We start from the raw sequence: 15,449 nt of genomic DNA, 5'->3' as shown, positions 1-15,449 counted from the left end.
TATGAGTTCAGACGTACCCGAACCGACCGACGTAGAGGCACGGGCGATCGAAAACGTCCGCATCGAAGACGAGATGGAGCAGTCGTATATCGACTACGCGATGTCCGTCATCGCGGGGCGTGCCCTCCCGGACGTCCGGGATGGCCTCAAGCCAGTCCACCGACGCATTCTGTACGCGATGCACGAGATGGGCGTCTCGAGTGGCTCTTCCCACCGCAAGTCGTCCTCGATCGTCGGGGAGACGATGGGTGACTACCACCCTCACGGCGACAGCGCGATCTACGACACGCTCGTCCGGATGGCTCAGGACTTCTCGATGCGCTATCCGCTCGTCGACGGGCAGGGGAACTTCGGCTCGATGGACGGTGACCCGGCCGCCGCGCCCCGGTATACTGAGGCGCGGATGGCATCCGTCTCCGAGGAGTTGCTCGAGGATATCGACAAGGACACGGTCGACTTCTCGGCGAACTACGACGACCGACTGCAGGAACCCGACGTCCTGCCGGCGGCGTTCCCGAACCTGCTGGTGAACGGGTCCTCGGGGATCGCGGTCGGAATGAGCACGAACATCCCGCCGCACAACCTCGGTGAGGTGATCGACGCGACGATCGAACTCATCGACAACCCCGACGCAACTGTGGAGGATTTGATGGACCACGTCAAGGGTCCAGACTTTCCGACTGGCGCGAACATCGTCGGCCGCGACGCCATTTATTCGGCGTACAAGACCGGACGCGGGCGCATCCGCGTACGGGCCGAGTTCGAGGTCGAGGAGTGGAAAAACGGCCGCGAGCGCATCGTCATCACCGAACTCCCCTACCAGGCCAACAAGGCCCGGCTGGTCGAACGTATCGCCGACGACGTCAACGAGGGCGAGATCGAGGGCATCTCCGACCTGCGCGACGAGTCCGACCGCGACGGCGTCCGCATCGTCATCGAGTGCAAACGTGGCGCGAACGTCGAGGTCGTCAAGAACAAACTGCTCGAGAACCACCTCGAGAAGACGTTCGGCGTCATCAACCTCGCGCTGGTCGACGGCCAGCCACAGGTGCTCTCACTCAGAGAGACGCTCGAGGAGTACGTCGCTCACCGCCGCGAAGTCGTCCGTCGACGCAGCGAGTACGACCTCGAGGAAGCCGAGGACCGAGCCCATATCTTAGAGGGCCGACTGACGGCCGTCGAGAACGCCGACGACGTCGTCGAACTGATCCGCAATAGCGAGGATCGGTCGGCCGCGAAAACGGCTCTCCAGGAGACGTATGACTTCTCACAGGCCCAAGCGGAACACATCGTCCGGATGCAACTCGGCAGCCTCACCTCGATGGAGACGGCCGAGATCGAAGCCGAGTACGAGGAGGTCCAAGCCGAGATCGAACGCCTGACGACGATTCTCGAGAGCGAGCAGGAACTGCTCGCGGTCATCAAAGACGAACTCCGCGAGATCAAAGCCGAGTACGGCGACGACCGCCGAACCTCGATCGTCGAGGATCAGGGGACGGTCACCCACGAGGATCTCATCCCGGAGGAGGAGGTGTTCGTCGTCATGACCGAAGACGACTACGTCAAGCGGATGCCGATCGATCAGTTCAGCCCGCAGGGTCGTGGCGGCAAGGGGATCATCGGCGCGGACGTCAAAGACGGCGACCGCGTCACGACGGTGTTCCGCGCGAACACCCACGACTACCTCCTGTGCTTTACCAATCAGGGGAAAGTCTATCAGCTCAAGACCTACGAGATCCCCGAGATGGGCCGGACGGCCCGCGGGAAATCCGCAGTTAACATCCTCGATCTCGAGCCCGGCGAGGATATCACGGCCATCGTCGACACGGACGCCTTCGGTAACGGCGAGTACGTGACGATGGCGACTCGGAACGGCTACGTCAAGCGAACTGCCGGCTCCGAGTTCGATAACATCCGTTCGACCGGGATCATCGCCGCCGATCTCGAGGACGGCGATGCACTCGTCGACGTCGAAGTCACCGACGGCTCGAAGGACCTGGTTATTGCGACCGAAGGCGGGATGACGATCCGCTTCGACGAGAGCGAAGTTCGCTCGATGGGCCGCAACGCCCGCGGTGTCAACGGGATCAAACTCGAGGGCGACGATGCGGTCGCTGGGCTGGTCGCAACCGACGAAGACGACGAGCGGGCGCTGCTGACCGTGACCCGAAACGGGTACGGCAAGCGCACTCGCCTCTCGGAGTATCGCACCCAGTCACGCTACGGGAAGGGGCTAATCGACATCAAAACGGGCGATCGAAACGGCCCGGTGACGGCCGTCAAAGCCGTCGCCGACGACGACGAACTCGTGATGATGAGCGAACGCGGTCAGATCGTCCGCACGGGTGTCGACGAGATCTCCACGGTCGGGCGCAACACCATGGGCGTAATCGTCATGGCCGTCGAGGATGGCGACGCAGTCGCAAGCGTCGACGAGATACCGGCGGCGGCAACGGCCGACAGCGAAGAAAACTAACTACGGCGCGCACAGCGTGGCCGTTTTTTCGTGCAGTACCTCCGGAGCGTCGCATCCGTCGATCGAATCGAGTGAGGAGTCGGCGAACCGGCCGGTGACGACGGGCGAAGATCGGTCATGGGCCATCGACTCACACCCGAGCGCTCAGTCGAGTTGAGCGACAGTGAGACGGGGCACCAGCGACGAGCGTGCCTTAGTGGGCCGGTTCCTCTGCAGGTGCGACCATGTCCTCGATTCGGAGGATGAGAATGTTGTTGGTATCGTCTTTGCCGTCGACACGGCCCTCGATGACGAGTTTCGAAAGCGGCGTCGGGCCGACGATAATCGAATCGTCCTCGGAGATATCGCTCATCGAGCCCTGCATGTGGATCTCGGCACGGCAGAGTTCGGGATGGTGGACACTCGAGAGGTCGATCTCTTCGACGATAACGTCGGTGACGGGTTCGCCCTCGTGCTCGAGTGGGACGGAGGCTGGATCGTCCATCTGTTGAATCTCGAGCGCTTCGTAGGCTGCTGCGGTCGGTTTGTAGCCACCTTTTGGCCCGGGTACACCTTCGACCAGTTGCAAGGCTTTGAGACTCTGCATCTGGTTGCGAATCGTGCCGGGGTTGCGGTCGACCTGCTCGGCAATGTCCTCACCTTTGATCGCGGATTCGGATTCCTTGTGAAGGTTTGTCAATGCGCGGAGGATTTTCTTCTGGCTGGGGGTGAGTTCGATGGATGACATACTGTGATATTCGTAGTTGATTTCCTTAAACCCGACGGGTGAGTCAGGCTGTTTCACTAGGATTTTGATGTTTGAGCCACGCCTAGTAAGGCGTTTTGCTTCAGTGTCCGTCTGTGAGTTCGTGTCTGTTGTGTCGCACCCCCACAATTCCCGGGTTCAGGTCTTTCCGAAGCCGATTTCATCGGACAATTTGACGGCAGCACGTCTGAGTTGCCGTCTCAGACGGGAACGAGCCATCCCTCGAGGACGACGTCGACGAGGACGTCCTCGAGGACGAACATGAGGACGAAGCCGCCGACGAACGTCGCCGTGTTCGTCCGGCTCAGGACGGCTTCGGCGTCGAATCGGATGAGTTCCGCGACCTCGAGGAGAACCTGAACGATCGCTCCAATAGCGATCGCATAAAACAGCATAGCAACCAGCGGCGCGTTCGCGAAGCTGCCGACCCAGCCGCCGAGGATGACCGGCGCGCCGGCGATGATCCCCATCGCGGCGAAGTGGCGAAGCGGCGGTGTTTCCGTCTCACGAGCGACGGCAGCGACAATGGTCGGTCCCTCCATCACGTTGTGCATGACAAACGCCAAGACGAGCAACATTACGAGCGTCGCATCCCCCTGCACGTAGGCGACGCCGATGCCGAGCCCTTCGCCGATGCTGTGAAGTCCCAGTGCGAGCGCGACGAGGTAGGCGATGTGGAGGCCGCTTTTGTGTCGGCTTGCCATCTCGTGCTGTCGCCACGCACTGGCGACGTGCATCGTGACGAACGTTCCGCCGACACCGACGATGGTCACTGCCCCCGCAGTGAGTGGACTGGCGACCGTAGCGCCGTAGGCGACGATCTCTTTGCTCATTTCGACGGCGATAAACGCGAGAACGCCGGCAGCCAACGCCATGAACGCGTGGAGATATCGTGGATCGAGATCACGGATAAACGGGAACCAGAGCATGCCGATCGCGACCGGTGCGAGGCCCGCAATCGCACCGATAATCGTCACCATCCAGACGATTTCGACGGTGCTCGCGGTCTCAGCTGACGAGAGATCCTCGAACGGTGCCGTGACAGAAAGGACGACGAGCGCGCCGATGAGAACGAACACCGGCCCGACAGCGAGTATCCACCGCGGGAGATCGTCGACCGATCGTTGCATCACGAACGACACTCACCCCCTGAAACAGAAAATTGGCTCGTCATTGGCAAATGATTAGAGCGGTCTAAACATATACCTTTTCCACGAATATTCGACTAGATTCGGTCTAAATCCACTGGGGCGAAGAATTACTGGTCGAACGAGGTTCGGTACTCGTTATCGTTCGAGTTCCGGCGGTGCGGCGACGCGGACGTGATGGGCCACGGATTCGGGCAGCGAAACGGAGCCGTCGCGACCGCTCGAGCGTGCTGTCACCATGCCGAAGGGAGCGACCTCGACGATTTCGAGTTCGACGCCCGGCTCGACGCCGTGGTCAGCGAGATACGAGAGCACTTCGGCGTCACGGTCTGCGACTTCCTCGACGATCACGACGTCGCCTTCTTCGAACTCGGTGACGGACTCGCCGTCGGGTCGTTCCGGTGGTTCGAGGTCGGCGCTGGGGATCGGCGATCCGTGAGGGTCAACTTCGGGCTGGTCGAGGATGTCTGCGACGCGTGCCTCGAAGTTCTCGCTGATGTGGTGTTCGAGCCGATCGGCTTCCTCGTGGACCTCCGCCCAGTCGTAATCGAGGTGTTCGGTGAGATAGGCCTCGAGCAGCCGGTGGTGGCGAATGACCTCGAGGGCGACTGTTTCGCCCTCGTCGGTCAGCGTGACGCCGCGGTACTTCTCGCGGTCGACGAGCCCACGGTCCTCGAGTTTGTCGAGCATACTGGTGACGGTCGGCGACGTGACGTCCAGCTCGTCGGCGATGGCCGACGTCTTGATTCGGTCGTCGGTCTCGCGCTGGAGCTGGTAAATCGCCTTGAGATAGTCTTCCATCACGTCGCTCAGCATCATCGTAACCCTGTTTTAGCCCCATCTAGCCCTAAATCTGTCGCTCACTCGATCGCCACGATCAAACCGCGTCGGACTGTAGCATTCGTATGGGACAACCTATCAAAATCATCGGAGCACCGATGGACTACGGTGCCGATCGCCGTGGCGTCGACATGGGGCCGTCGGCGATCCGGTACGCGGGACTCGCCGATGGCCTCTCGCGTGCGGGTGTCGATCCAGTCGACGCAGGCGACCTTTCGATCCCCCGAGCCGAAGAGCGCGATCCGGACGTCGAGCAGCCGACGCAAGGACACGCGAAGTTCCTTCGGGAAGTCGAGGACGTCTGTACGCGACTGGCCGATCGGGTCGAAGCGATCCTCGACAACGGCGAGTTTCCGCTCGTGCTGGGTGGGGATCACTCGGTCGCAATCGGCTCGATGCGGGGCTCGTCCAGCGATGCCGACCTCGGGGCGATCTGGTTCGACGCCCACGCCGACCTCAACACACCCGAGACTTCCCCCAGTGGTAACGTCCACGGAATGCCTCTGGCCGCAACGCTCGGACGGGGTGCGTTCGCGGACATGACGTGGGCTCATGCGCCCCGCGTCAACGAGGAGTCGATCGCGTACGTCGGTCTTCGAAGCATCGACGAGCGCGAACGCGACCTGCTTCGCGACAGCGAGATGACGGCTTTCACGATGGCCGATATCGACGAGCGAGGAATGACGGCGGTCGTCGAGAATGCACTCGACGTTGCGACGACCGACACTGACGGTGTCCACGTTAGTCTCGATTTAGACTGGCTCGATCCCAAAACGGCACCCGGCGTCGGGACGCCCGTTCGCGGCGGCGTCACCTATCGGGAAGCCCATGCCGCCCTCGAGACCGTCTCCCGTCGCCACGAGCGCGATGGAATCCTCCGTTCGATGGACGTCGTCGAGGTGAACCCTATTCTCGACGAGGGCAACGAGACGGCGACACTCGCGGCCGAACTCGCTGCGAGCGCGTTCGGGAAGCGGATCCTCTGAGCCAGTCGCACGTCTCGTAACAGCACACGTGTACCGGAACGTGTTCACTGACAACACACAACACCCAATGTGAGTTCCAACACCTTTGTATCGTAGTGTTTCTGACTGTTAGGTATGACTGAGAACGTCGTCGTGCTCGGAGCCGGTTACGCTGGCACCGGGACGATCAAGAAACTCCAGTCGGAGCTCGGGGGCAGCGTGCGGTTGACATGGATTGCGGACGTCGATTATCATCTCGTACTTCACGAGTCACACCGTGTGATTCGTGATCCGAGCGTTCGCTCGGATATCACGTTCCCGATCAACCAGATCGCAGATCCGTCGACCCGATTTATCCAGGACGAAGTGGTCGGACTTGACGTCGACGACCAGGTCGTCGAACTCGCTGACAGCGAGGACGTCGAGTACGACTACGTCCTCGTCGGCCTCGGTAGCCAGACCGCTTACTACGGCATCCCCGGCCTCGAAGAGCACTCGCTGACGCTCAAAAGCCTCGACGACGCACTCGAGATTCACGACGCCGTCAAACAGGCCAGTCAGGACGCCACCCGCGGCGAGCCTGCACAGGTCGTCATCGGTGGGGCAGGGCTCTCGGGAATCCAGACCGCCGGTGAGATCGCGGAGTTCCGCGACGCCCACCGCGCACCGCTCGAGATCCACCTCGTCGAAGCGCTCGACGAAATCTTCCCCGGCAACGATCCGGAGTGCCAGCAGGCCCTGCGTGACCTGCTCGAGGACGCCGGCGTCCGCATCCATACGGACGATCCGATCACGGAAGCGACCGACGAGGTCATCGAGTTCGATGAAGGCGAACCCCTCGAACACGACGTCCTCGTCTGGACCGGCGGCATTACGGGCCGTGACGCACTCGACGACGCCGACCTCGAGAAAGAACACAACCGCGTCAACACGAAGGCCAACTTCCAGACCACCAACGAGCGCGTCTTCGCAATCGGCGACTCGGCGATCATCGATCAGGGCGACCAGCCCGCACCGCCGACCGCACAGGCCGCCTGGCAGGCCGCTGAGGTCGCCGGCGAGAACATCGCCCGTGCCATCGAAAACCGCCCGCTCAAGACCTGGGAACACGACGACAAGGGAACCGTCATCTCCGTCGGCGACGAAGCGATCGCCCACGACGTCGATATGTTGCCCGTCGATACGTTCGGCGGCTTCGCCGCGAAGAATCTCAAAAAGATGATCGCCGCCCGCTGGATCGCGGATATCACCTCCTGGAACGAAGCCCGCAAATCCTGGTCGTCGCTGTAAATCGACACCTCCCACAGCTCCGATTGCTCGAGCCAGCACGCGCTCTTGGCGCGGTACCTCGAGAAGCCTTGCTGTCGTTCTCTCGTCGCTCGAACAGCGCTGTCTGACTGATCCTACGGTCTCCACGCGACCCAGAACACGTCGACAGCCGTTATGAGTCTCGAGACAGTTCGTCAGTGTCGTCCGTTCCCATCGGCTCGGCTGGCACACCTGCAACCGTCGTGTTCGGCGGGACGTCACGCGTCACAAGCGAATTCGCCGCGACGCGTGCATCCGCTCCGATTTCGACGCCTGGAAGGACGATCGCCCCAGCACCGATCATCGCCCGCTCGCCGATCCGAACCTCACCCGTTCGATACTCGTCTTGGAGAAACTCGTGACAGAGAATCGTCGCGTCGTAGCCGACGAGCGCCTCCGCTTCGAGTGTGATCAGTTCGGGCCAGAAGACGTCCGGCGTCGCCTCAAGGCCCCACGAGACGCCGGGGCCGACGGTGACGCCGAGCCGTCGTAACAGCCAGCGTTTGAGCCGGAGGCTCGGCGAGATTCGAACGAGCCAGATGACGATATACGAGAGCGCGACCCGAACGGGGCTGCGAGCGTTCGGCCAGCCGGAAAGCGAGTTGCCCGGACCCGGCGTCGGATGCCGTCGGATGCGGTCGTGGCGGGATGCTGTCTCGTCGGTCACTGTCGGGGAATACGACCTATCACTACATGAAACCGACCGGTCGGGAACGACTCGAGACTATGACGTCCGACAGTGGCCGTCGGGAGCGTTCCTACGTCGTCTCGAGAAGCCCCTCGTCGGCTGTCCGCTTCCCCGGCAGCCCAACCTGCTGGCAGAAGGCTTCGCCAGACAGCTCACAGCGGTAGGCTGGTTTGTACATCATGTTCTCGCCGCCGGCACGGACGTTCCACTCAGTTGCTACTTCATCGCGCAAATAGTACTGTGCGCGTTCGTTCCCCGGCTTGACGTAGTAGTCGGAGAGTCGGATCGGATGGCGATCGAAGAGTCCGCCGGGCTCGCGGCCGTCGATCAGCACGACCGGCTTGCCGAGATAACACTCGCCATCGCGGGCGCGTTTCGTGTGGGCGTTTTCCGGGTGAGCCTCGAGAATTGCCTCGCGTTCGTCCCGCGGCATGTCGGGTGTGACGACGTCAACGCGATCGACGGTCATGTAGCCGATCAGGTGGCGATGCGCACGGTCGCCGTCGGGTCGCCGGAGGCCAGCGTAGAACCCGACGACGTCTCCGGACTCGAGCGCCCGAAGCCGCGAGACGTAGCCGCTGGTTCGATGTTCGCCGTAGGTCAGCGCCTCGAAGTTCGGATCGCGATGGAACGGCCACGACTCGAGAGCGTCGCCGGTGACTGTCGTCTTCGCGTCACCGATCGGCTGGGGTTTGATCCGCGTCGTCAGCGATGCTGCGGTCCCGTCGCTGCCGCGGAGGTCCCACGAGCCGAGGGTTGCGGTTTCGTCCGTCTCTCGAGTCTTCTCGGGGATCGGTACGTATTCGAAGCGTCCGTCGTCGTACAGCGGGGCCAGTGCCCCGAAATTCGTGCTGTCGGCACCGATACCGGCGAGAACGACCGTCATTATCCAGTGCTCGGGCGGGCTGGGACCTAAAGCCGCCGATCGCGTCGACCCGTTTCTCTGTCGCTTTCGAGTCGCCATCCCCGTGGAAGAGTCCGTACTTGCTCCCGACTCCCATACCGAAAGCGAGAATTGGATTTTCGGCAGGCTCAGGGGGTTGAGACCCCAGGAGTTGAACATCTAGAGAATATTGAGTGGGACCGCCGAGAATTGAACTCGGGTCCTACGGACCCCATCCGCAGAGGATACCACTACCCCACGGTCCCGCATCTTACCCGAAGGCCGTCTGCTGTTTAAGAGTGTCGTTTCGAAGCGGGTTCGCCAAAGTGTCGCGTATGCTGGCTCACGAGTGTCCCCGATCGCGCCGAATCAGACCAACACGCGCTCGAGCGAGACGACCGTGCCGCGCTCGGCAGTCGGATCGCCAACCAAGGTCCCGAGACAGACGGCAGCCCCGTTGGGGGTGTGACAGGCGAGGAGGTCCCCGTCGGCGACGTCGTCCGGAACCCCGAGAACACCGGGCGCGTACACTGGGGCACCGTTTGCCACTTCACGGGCTGCGTTCTCGGCGATCGTCACGCTCGGAAGGTCCTCGAGGATCCGTTCGGCCGGCTCGACGACCTCGTAGAGGAGGCTGGGATCGTCGTCCTCGAGCCAGAACGCGAGTGCGTCGAGGAACTCGTGGGCGTTGTGCAAGTCGGTGTCGTCGAACGGCGACGTCGCCGTTCGACGCAGATGCCCCATGTGAGCGCCCGTCCCGAGCGCAAGCCCCAGATCGTGACAGAGCTTGCGGATGTAGGTCCCACTCTCACACTGCACTCGGAGCAGTATCTGTCGGTCTTCGATCTCGAGGACCTCGAGATCGTACAACTCGCGCACGCGCAGGCGTCTCGACACGGCGCTTTTGCGCGGCGGTTTCTGATAGATCGGACCCTCGAACTCGGCGATGACCGACTCGGCGTCGACCGGGACTGGGGCGTGACACTCGAGGACAGCGACGTACTCTTTGAATCCCTCGAGAAAGACCTGTGCGAGTCGGGTTGCATCACCGAGCATCACAGGTAGACAGCCGGTTACTTTGGGATCGAGTGTTCCCGCGTGGGCTGCCTGATCGATCGTGGCGTCGTCGCCGGACTTCGAAAGCGTGTCCGACACGGCGTCTCGCAACCAGCCACTGATCTGATGGGACGAGGGACCAGGTGGTTTATCGAGGTTGACGACCCCGAAGGTAAGCAGTTCTGCTGGCGTCCGATCGTCGGGCGGTCCACGGAGACGAGAGCGATGTGCCATCGGCGTTAGAACTCGTAGTCGAGTGGAACGACAGCCTGTCCTTCGTCGCCGTCGGCGTCGTACTCTCCAACGGCGGTCACGAGCATATCGAGAACGGCGTCGGGCCCCCAGCGAGCCGTGTTCACCGAGAGATCGTAGATCGTCAGATCTTGAATGTCGATCCCGTAGTACTCCTGATACCGCTTTGCCTCGCTGGCTTCGCGAGCCTGTGTCTCTTCGGTTGCTCGGGCGGGGTCTTTCCCTTCACGCTCGGCGATTCGCTCGCCACGAACCCGCGGCGGTGAATCGAGCCAGAAACGGAAATCCGCCTGTTCACCGGCCAACCAGCCAGCCAGTCGCGACTCGAGAACGAGGTCGTCCTCTTCGACGGCGATATCCCGGAGCCGCCGATCGAGATCCCGGTCGATCTGGTCGTTCTCTTCGGCCAGTTTGTTGAACTCGAGCGGCGTGTAGCCGCGTTCCTCGGCTAACTCTCTGAAGATGTCACCGCCGCTGATGTGATCGAGATCGAAGGCGTCGGCGAGCAACTCCGCAGTTGTGCTCTTCCCGCTTCCCGGCGGGCCGGAGACGGTGAGTAACATATTCGAACTGCGCGGCCGCCGGTAAAATGGGTTTTGAATCGGTCGACAGCGCAACGCAGTCCCGGCCACCTTCTTCGCGGTCAAACGCAGACGCAACGAACGGTAACCGACGGATAGAAATCGCAGCGAATCGAGCGCGTCGTCTCGGCGCTTGAAGCCGACGTCAGGCCGTCGACGGCGACATATCGATGTTCAGTGCCTTGCGCAACAGCTGCGTAAAGCCCATCGAGCAGAGGAAGTACCAGACGATCCATGCCTGCATCGGGCCGAGTAATCCCGCATTCCAACTCGTTTCACCGACGATCGGCATAATGACGGTCGCTTCCTCGCCCGTGATGCCGACGCTCTGGATTTTCCAGTACATCCAGAGAAACAGCGGGATGGTAAGCAGCATGATCCAGACCATCGGGCGGAACTGCTCTTTGAACATTCCGAGGTTTTCCGCCATGGCCTCCATCTGCTCTTCACGAACTTCCTCGAGTTCGTCGTCGAGACGCTCTATTTCGGCTTCGCTTGCACCGCGCTCCTCGGCTTGTTCCTTGCGCTCACGGACGTCTTTTTGTTTCTCTTGCATCGCCTGCATTCGTTCCTGATACTTGCCCATGATCTCGGGATTCATCAGGTTCGCCTGCAGCAGCGTCGAGTACAGTCCAGTCAGCAACGCGACGGACAGAATCACGGCGTAAAACGGCAATGCAGAGTCGAGCGGGGACAAGATGATGTTGATCGTCCCACCCACCGTGTTCCGTACTGGGTCGAGCCAGTAGCCGAACATCAACAGCAGCGCGCCCACACCGGCTAGTTTGTCCCACTGCGACCACTGGGATACTTCAGCATCGATATCGGGTTCGTCGCTGTAGCTCCCACTGTCGCCGTCGCCATCGAGGGCATCATCGTAGGCTTCGCGATCGGCGATTTCGAACCCCTCGTCGCCGTCAACCAGTACGCCCTTTTCGATCAGTCGGCCCCATTGTCCGCTCGACAGGTCGTCGCTGACGTCGGCCCATTGGACCTCGCCCCCGTTCCTGTCGGCTTCCTCGCGGATCGCCTCTAAGGCCGCTGCCATCGAGGAATCCTCTCGGACGAGGTCGTTGATCTTCTCCGCTGTACGAGTCATCTGCTTGGGGCTAGGGTACGTTCGGTATACAAGTGTTTATCTTCGGTTGTCAAGCGACGGCCACCCGCTCCACCAGACACGTGTAAATGTGGCGTCGCTCGTGCTCATTGGGATGGTGTCCGTCTCGTAGACCGACACCACAAACACACGTCTGACTCGAATGTGTTCGGTAGCCGTTATTACTGACACTGATGCAATGTTCCACACGGCGACAGTCCGATTATCATCTTTGATATGTGTTCGACTGACCGAGTGTATTATTACGATGACTATCGAGAATGAATACATGGGTGTGTCACGCGGGAGCGAATCGACGATGGTGTCCGAGAGGGGACAATCCACGCTGATCGGGATCGTTCTGTTGATCGGCATCGTTGCAATCGGTAGTCTCGGTATTTTTCTCGTCGCTGGGGACGCTATCGGGGGTGCTGAACAACAGTCCGAACAGGAGCGCGTTCAGCAGACGTTTGTCTCGTTGAGCCACGGGATTTCCACGGCAACAGCCTCCGACGACGTCTCTCACTCGTTAGAGTTAGAGGCCGGAGAACACGGCGCGATTGCACACCACGACTCGGCGACCTACGAGATCTGGGCACAGGATTACTCCGGCGAAAACCGAACCGATATTTCTAGTGGGACGATCGGAACCATCGAATACGAGAGCGACGACGGAACGAAAATCGCCTACGAGGGCGGGGGTGTCTTCCACGAGACCGGTGAGCGAACGCGAGTCGTTTCGGCACCAGCGATCGATTACGACAGTCGAACCTACACGCTCTCGTTCCCCGTCGTTACACTCACTGAAGAAAAGACGATCAGGTCAGGGGATATACGGCTGACCCGTTCCAACGTGGAGCGCGAGCCGAGAAACTACGTCGCAAACGATCACGTGTTCGTCGAAGTCGAAAGCGAGTACTGCTTGGGCTGGGAGGAGTACTTCGTGGAGCAGGCCGGTGATCTGACCGTTCAACAGGCCTGCTACGGTGCCGAGAACGACGACGGGAAGCTCAAAGTCAGACTTGGGTACAACGATATCAGCGGAGCGTTCTCTTCTGGTGTCGCATTACCAAGTGAAGAGAATATTGATGAGAATCCGTCAGGACATGATCTTGGAGATATTGCAGAGGCAGAGTATCCACCCCTGGACGAAACTATACAACAACTGAGTGACGACTTTCGAGAGAATGAATCGGTCAGCGAACTGGACTCTGATAGTAGCAATTCCGCCGGCGAATACTACCAAGAAAACCTTAATGGAGAATATGATTTTGACCTCACAGATGGTAATGCAGTCGTTGTCGTCAACGATAGCGTAACGACCGACGGAGAGGGGGTCACCGTGTCTAACTGCGGGAATGGAGAACACAGTCTAAAAATATATGCTCAGGGCGATTTCGAACTTCATGATGATGTGAAACCCACATGTGACAACGGGAGTATCAAAACGATTCAGCTGTACGGCACCTCCACATCGACCGTCGACTTTCATGATTCAAGCAGTACGTTCGAGGGACTCCTGTACGTTGCAAGTGACGAATTTGACCCCGAAAACGAAGAGTATCAAATCGATTTTAGCGGCGCTGGCAACGTCGGTTTCAATGGTTCGATCGTCGCCAACTCGATTAAATTCGGCTCTGCCACAAATAGTGTCAATCCAATCGGTCTCGAAAATTCTAACGTCGACATAATTCCCGAAGGATACGAACCAGCCCCGCAACTCACCTATCTCAATCTTGCCGAACACGAGATCGATATCGAAAACAACTGAGTGTGCTACGCCGCGTCTTCGATCGTCGTCTTCACGTCTTCCCAGACCTCGTCGGGTGCCTGCTCGCCCTCGACGCGCTCGAGTACGCCTTCATCCTCGTAGTACTCGATCACCGGCTCGGTGTTCTCGCGGAACACGCGCAGGCGCTCTTTGACGGTTTCTTCGGTGTCGTCGTCACGCTGCTCGAGGCGTTCTTCGACTTCGGGGTCCTCCGGTGGGTTGTACTCGACGTGGTAGATGTCGCCCGTCTCGGGATCCATCCGACGGCCGGTCAGACGGTGGATAAGTTCCTCCTCGCTGACGTCGAGATAGAGGGCGACATCCAGGTCGGTCATGTCCTCGAGTTCTTTAGCCTGCTCTAAGTTCCGCGGATAGCCGTCCAGCACGAAGCCGTCGGCTTGGTTCAGCGCTTCGTCGACGATGGCGTTGACGACTTCGTCGGGGACGAGTTCACCTTGATCCATGTACTCGCGTGGCGTGTCGTACTCCGTGTCCATATCGGAGATGTCCATGTCCTTGTTCGCGCGGAGTGCGTCACCGGTCGTGATGTGGTTGACGTCGAACTCCTCGGTGATCTTTGCGCTCTGCGTCCCCTTTCCGGCCCCGGGTGCGCCCAGGATCAGAATTCGTGGCTGTGCCATATCCCACCGTTCACCACCATCCCATAAAGGCTTAAAGAAATGTGTACGTCATCGCTGTCACATAACAGCTTAAAGACGCGAGCACGTCGGCGTTCGTATGACGCGCTTCGACGCCGCCGATCCTGCAGCGCGGCGAAAACTGTACGTTGACGCCATCACAGCACATCGAAATCGAGGAAGCGAATTTCTGACGCTCGAGGTCGATGAGACGGCGTTTGCGACGGAGGATGAGTCATCGTTCGACGAAGACGGAACAGACACTGACAGTGCAGACGACGGTCCCGACCCAGCGCTCGGCGTCCCCTGGATCCAGTTTGGCGACGGAACGATCAATCTCGACTGTACCGATTCGGAACTCGAGACACTCAAGTCCGTCCTCGATGAGTTTCCGGCGTTCAAGATCGACGAGATCCATCGTCCGGAGGACGCTGCGGGCGTCAACGTTCGTATCAGCGCAAAAGCGGATCCCAACCGAATTGCCCAATGTCTTGATGCGATCTTTCAGCGGGTATACGACCTCCCGGCCGACGTTCGAGTCTGGGCTGTCGAACTGTAGGTAACACTGTCTGTAGCCGTTCACTAGATCGTCCCTTCTCGACTGCGGCTAACAGAATCAGAGCCCTATTCGATGGACAGTGTTCCGTCGTCCGATTTGTGGTCGCCTTCGTCCCACTCGAGTTCGAACTCCAGGCCGAGCTCACCCGGTCCGTCGGGGGCCGAACTCGAGGTTTCTCGCTCAGCTTTGATTTCGAACGTCGGCCGTGCTGGTGGCGTCATGGTGACCGATTCGCCGCCGGCTTCGAGGGAGATCGGGCCGCCGTTCTCGAGGCTGTCCGCGACAGTACGGAGGTAGTCGGCGATTTCGCTGCGTTCCATCTGCTGTTCGAACTTGAAGAGGACCTCTTCTGGCATACTCTCTTTTTCGGTGGTGAACGTATAGAATCTTCTGGCACGTCGTGACATGTTAGTAGAACATCACTATCGAGACGGTATGTAATC

General features: G+C 60.3%; 15 protein-coding genes and 1 tRNA gene. 5 read left to right on the top strand and 11 right to left on the bottom strand.

The features are described 5' to 3' along the window. Position 1 precedes the first annotated feature (1 nt). Complete coding sequence (gene gyrA, locus GCU68_RS16245; protein WP_152943371.1) at positions 2-2,476, top strand: DNA gyrase subunit A; 2,475 nt, start codon at positions 2-4, stop codon at positions 2,474-2,476. A 193-nt stretch (positions 2,477-2,669) separates the two neighbouring features. Here the strand turns inward: gyrA and GCU68_RS16240 are convergent, their stop codons facing one another. The 3 genes from GCU68_RS16240 to GCU68_RS16230 all read right to left on the bottom strand — a co-directional run bounded on the left by GCU68_RS16240 (position 2,670) and on the right by GCU68_RS16230 (position 5,188). After that, positions 2,670-3,203, bottom strand: coding sequence for an Rrf2 family transcriptional regulator (locus tag GCU68_RS16240; RefSeq protein WP_152943369.1), 534 nt, complete (start codon positions 3,201-3,203; stop codon positions 2,670-2,672). A 218-nt stretch (positions 3,204-3,421) separates the two neighbouring features. Beyond that, positions 3,422-4,351 (bottom strand): ZIP family metal transporter, encoded by a 930-nt coding sequence (locus GCU68_RS16235; protein WP_394352472.1) that lies wholly within the window; start codon positions 4,349-4,351, stop codon positions 3,422-3,424. A gap of 156 nt (positions 4,352-4,507) precedes the next feature. Further along, positions 4,508-5,188, bottom strand: coding sequence for a metal-dependent transcriptional regulator (locus tag GCU68_RS16230; protein ID WP_152943365.1), 681 nt, complete (start codon positions 5,186-5,188; stop codon positions 4,508-4,510). Positions 5,189-5,274: 86 nt separating this feature from the next. On the opposite strand from GCU68_RS16230, the gene rocF reads away from it, so the two are divergent. Further along, the gene (gene rocF, locus GCU68_RS16225; RefSeq protein WP_152943363.1) at positions 5,275-6,195 is read left to right on the top strand and encodes an arginase; all 921 of its coding nucleotides are present in this window, start codon (positions 5,275-5,277) and stop codon (positions 6,193-6,195) included. 114 nt (positions 6,196-6,309) lie between these two features. Beyond that, positions 6,310-7,464, top strand: a complete 1,155-nt coding sequence (locus tag GCU68_RS16220) for an NAD(P)/FAD-dependent oxidoreductase (RefSeq protein WP_152943361.1) — start codon at positions 6,310-6,312, stop codon at positions 7,462-7,464. Between the two features lie 151 nt (positions 7,465-7,615). Here GCU68_RS16220 and GCU68_RS16215 read toward each other — a convergent pair whose 3' ends face one another. The 6 genes from GCU68_RS16215 to GCU68_RS16190 form a co-directional block, all read right to left on the bottom strand. Then, positions 7,616-8,149 carry an acyltransferase gene (locus tag GCU68_RS16215; protein ID WP_152943359.1) on the bottom strand — a complete coding sequence of 178 codons (534 nt, stop codon included), beginning with the start codon at positions 8,147-8,149 and terminating at the stop codon, positions 7,616-7,618. Between the two features lie 91 nt (positions 8,150-8,240). Continuing rightward, a complete protein-coding gene (locus GCU68_RS16210) occupies positions 8,241-9,056 on the bottom strand; it encodes an Nmad3 family putative nucleotide modification protein (protein WP_152943358.1) in 816 nt (271 codons plus the stop codon). A gap of 192 nt (positions 9,057-9,248) precedes the next feature. Next, positions 9,249-9,319: transfer RNA gene (locus GCU68_RS16205), tRNA-Pro, on the bottom strand. 103 nt (positions 9,320-9,422) lie between these two features. After that, a complete protein-coding gene (locus tag GCU68_RS16200) occupies positions 9,423-10,343 on the bottom strand; it encodes an RNA-guided pseudouridylation complex pseudouridine synthase subunit Cbf5 (protein WP_152943356.1) in 921 nt (306 codons plus the stop codon). Positions 10,344-10,348: 5 nt separating this feature from the next. Further along, the gene (gene cmk, locus GCU68_RS16195) at positions 10,349-10,924 is read right to left on the bottom strand and encodes a (d)CMP kinase (protein ID WP_152943354.1); all 576 of its coding nucleotides are present in this window, start codon (positions 10,922-10,924) and stop codon (positions 10,349-10,351) included. Between the two features lie 163 nt (positions 10,925-11,087). Beyond that, positions 11,088-12,041, bottom strand: a complete 954-nt coding sequence (locus GCU68_RS16190) for a DUF106 domain-containing protein (protein WP_152943352.1) — start codon at positions 12,039-12,041, stop codon at positions 11,088-11,090. A 286-nt stretch (positions 12,042-12,327) separates the two neighbouring features. Between GCU68_RS16190 and GCU68_RS16185 the strand changes: the two genes are divergently transcribed. After that, positions 12,328-13,809, top strand: coding sequence for a DUF7289 family protein (locus GCU68_RS16185; RefSeq protein WP_394352487.1), 1,482 nt, complete (start codon positions 12,328-12,330; stop codon positions 13,807-13,809). A gap of 5 nt (positions 13,810-13,814) precedes the next feature. Here GCU68_RS16185 and GCU68_RS16180 read toward each other — a convergent pair whose 3' ends face one another. Continuing rightward, a complete protein-coding gene (locus GCU68_RS16180; protein ID WP_152943350.1) occupies positions 13,815-14,450 on the bottom strand; it encodes an adenylate kinase in 636 nt (211 codons plus the stop codon). 97 nt (positions 14,451-14,547) lie between these two features. Here GCU68_RS16180 and GCU68_RS16175 point away from each other — a divergent pair, with 97 nt between their 5' ends. Then, positions 14,548-15,006 carry a hypothetical protein gene (locus GCU68_RS16175; RefSeq protein WP_152943348.1) on the top strand — a complete coding sequence of 153 codons (459 nt, stop codon included), beginning with the start codon at positions 14,548-14,550 and terminating at the stop codon, positions 15,004-15,006. Between the two features lie 65 nt (positions 15,007-15,071). Here the strand turns inward: GCU68_RS16175 and GCU68_RS16170 are convergent, their stop codons facing one another. After that, on the bottom strand, positions 15,072-15,362 hold the full coding sequence (locus GCU68_RS16170; RefSeq protein WP_152943346.1) for an amphi-Trp domain-containing protein: 291 nt from the start codon (positions 15,360-15,362) through the stop codon (positions 15,072-15,074). Positions 15,363-15,449 lie beyond the last annotated feature (87 nt).

The sequence above is a fragment of the Natronorubrum aibiense genome (assembly GCF_009392895.1).
Taxonomy (GTDB): domain Archaea; phylum Halobacteriota; class Halobacteria; order Halobacteriales; family Natrialbaceae; genus Natronorubrum; species Natronorubrum aibiense.
The sequence above is the reverse complement of the archived record's forward strand: the minus strand, read 5'-3'. Positions and strand labels throughout refer to the sequence as shown.

Excerpts from the sequence above, each read along its gene's own strand:
- gyrA (WP_152943371.1), top strand. The coding sequence starts at position 2 with ATGAGTTCAGACGTACCCGAACCGACCGACGTAGAGGCACGGGCGATC.
- GCU68_RS16240 (WP_152943369.1), bottom strand. The coding sequence starts at position 3,203 with ATGTCATCCATCGAACTCACCCCCAGCCAGAAGAAAATCCTCCGCGCA.
- GCU68_RS16235 (WP_394352472.1), bottom strand. The coding sequence starts at position 4,351 with ATGCAACGATCGGTCGACGATCTCCCGCGGTGGATACTCGCTGTCGGG.
- GCU68_RS16230 (WP_152943365.1), bottom strand. The coding sequence starts at position 5,188 with ATGATGCTGAGCGACGTGATGGAAGACTATCTCAAGGCGATTTACCAG.
- rocF (WP_152943363.1), top strand. The coding sequence starts at position 5,275 with ATGGGACAACCTATCAAAATCATCGGAGCACCGATGGACTACGGTGCC.
- GCU68_RS16220 (WP_152943361.1), top strand. The coding sequence starts at position 6,310 with ATGACTGAGAACGTCGTCGTGCTCGGAGCCGGTTACGCTGGCACCGGG.
- GCU68_RS16210 (WP_152943358.1), bottom strand. The coding sequence starts at position 9,056 with ATGACGGTCGTTCTCGCCGGTATCGGTGCCGACAGCACGAATTTCGGG.
- GCU68_RS16200 (WP_152943356.1), bottom strand. The coding sequence starts at position 10,343 with ATGGCACATCGCTCTCGTCTCCGTGGACCGCCCGACGATCGGACGCCA.
- cmk (WP_152943354.1), bottom strand. The coding sequence starts at position 10,924 with ATGTTACTCACCGTCTCCGGCCCGCCGGGAAGCGGGAAGAGCACAACT.
- GCU68_RS16190 (WP_152943352.1), bottom strand. The coding sequence starts at position 12,041 with ATGACTCGTACAGCGGAGAAGATCAACGACCTCGTCCGAGAGGATTCC.
- GCU68_RS16185 (WP_394352487.1), top strand. The coding sequence starts at position 12,328 with ATGGGTGTGTCACGCGGGAGCGAATCGACGATGGTGTCCGAGAGGGGA.
- GCU68_RS16180 (WP_152943350.1), bottom strand. The coding sequence starts at position 14,450 with ATGGCACAGCCACGAATTCTGATCCTGGGCGCACCCGGGGCCGGAAAG.
- GCU68_RS16175 (WP_152943348.1), top strand. The coding sequence starts at position 14,548 with ATGACGCGCTTCGACGCCGCCGATCCTGCAGCGCGGCGAAAACTGTAC.
- GCU68_RS16170 (WP_152943346.1), bottom strand. The coding sequence starts at position 15,362 with ATGCCAGAAGAGGTCCTCTTCAAGTTCGAACAGCAGATGGAACGCAGC.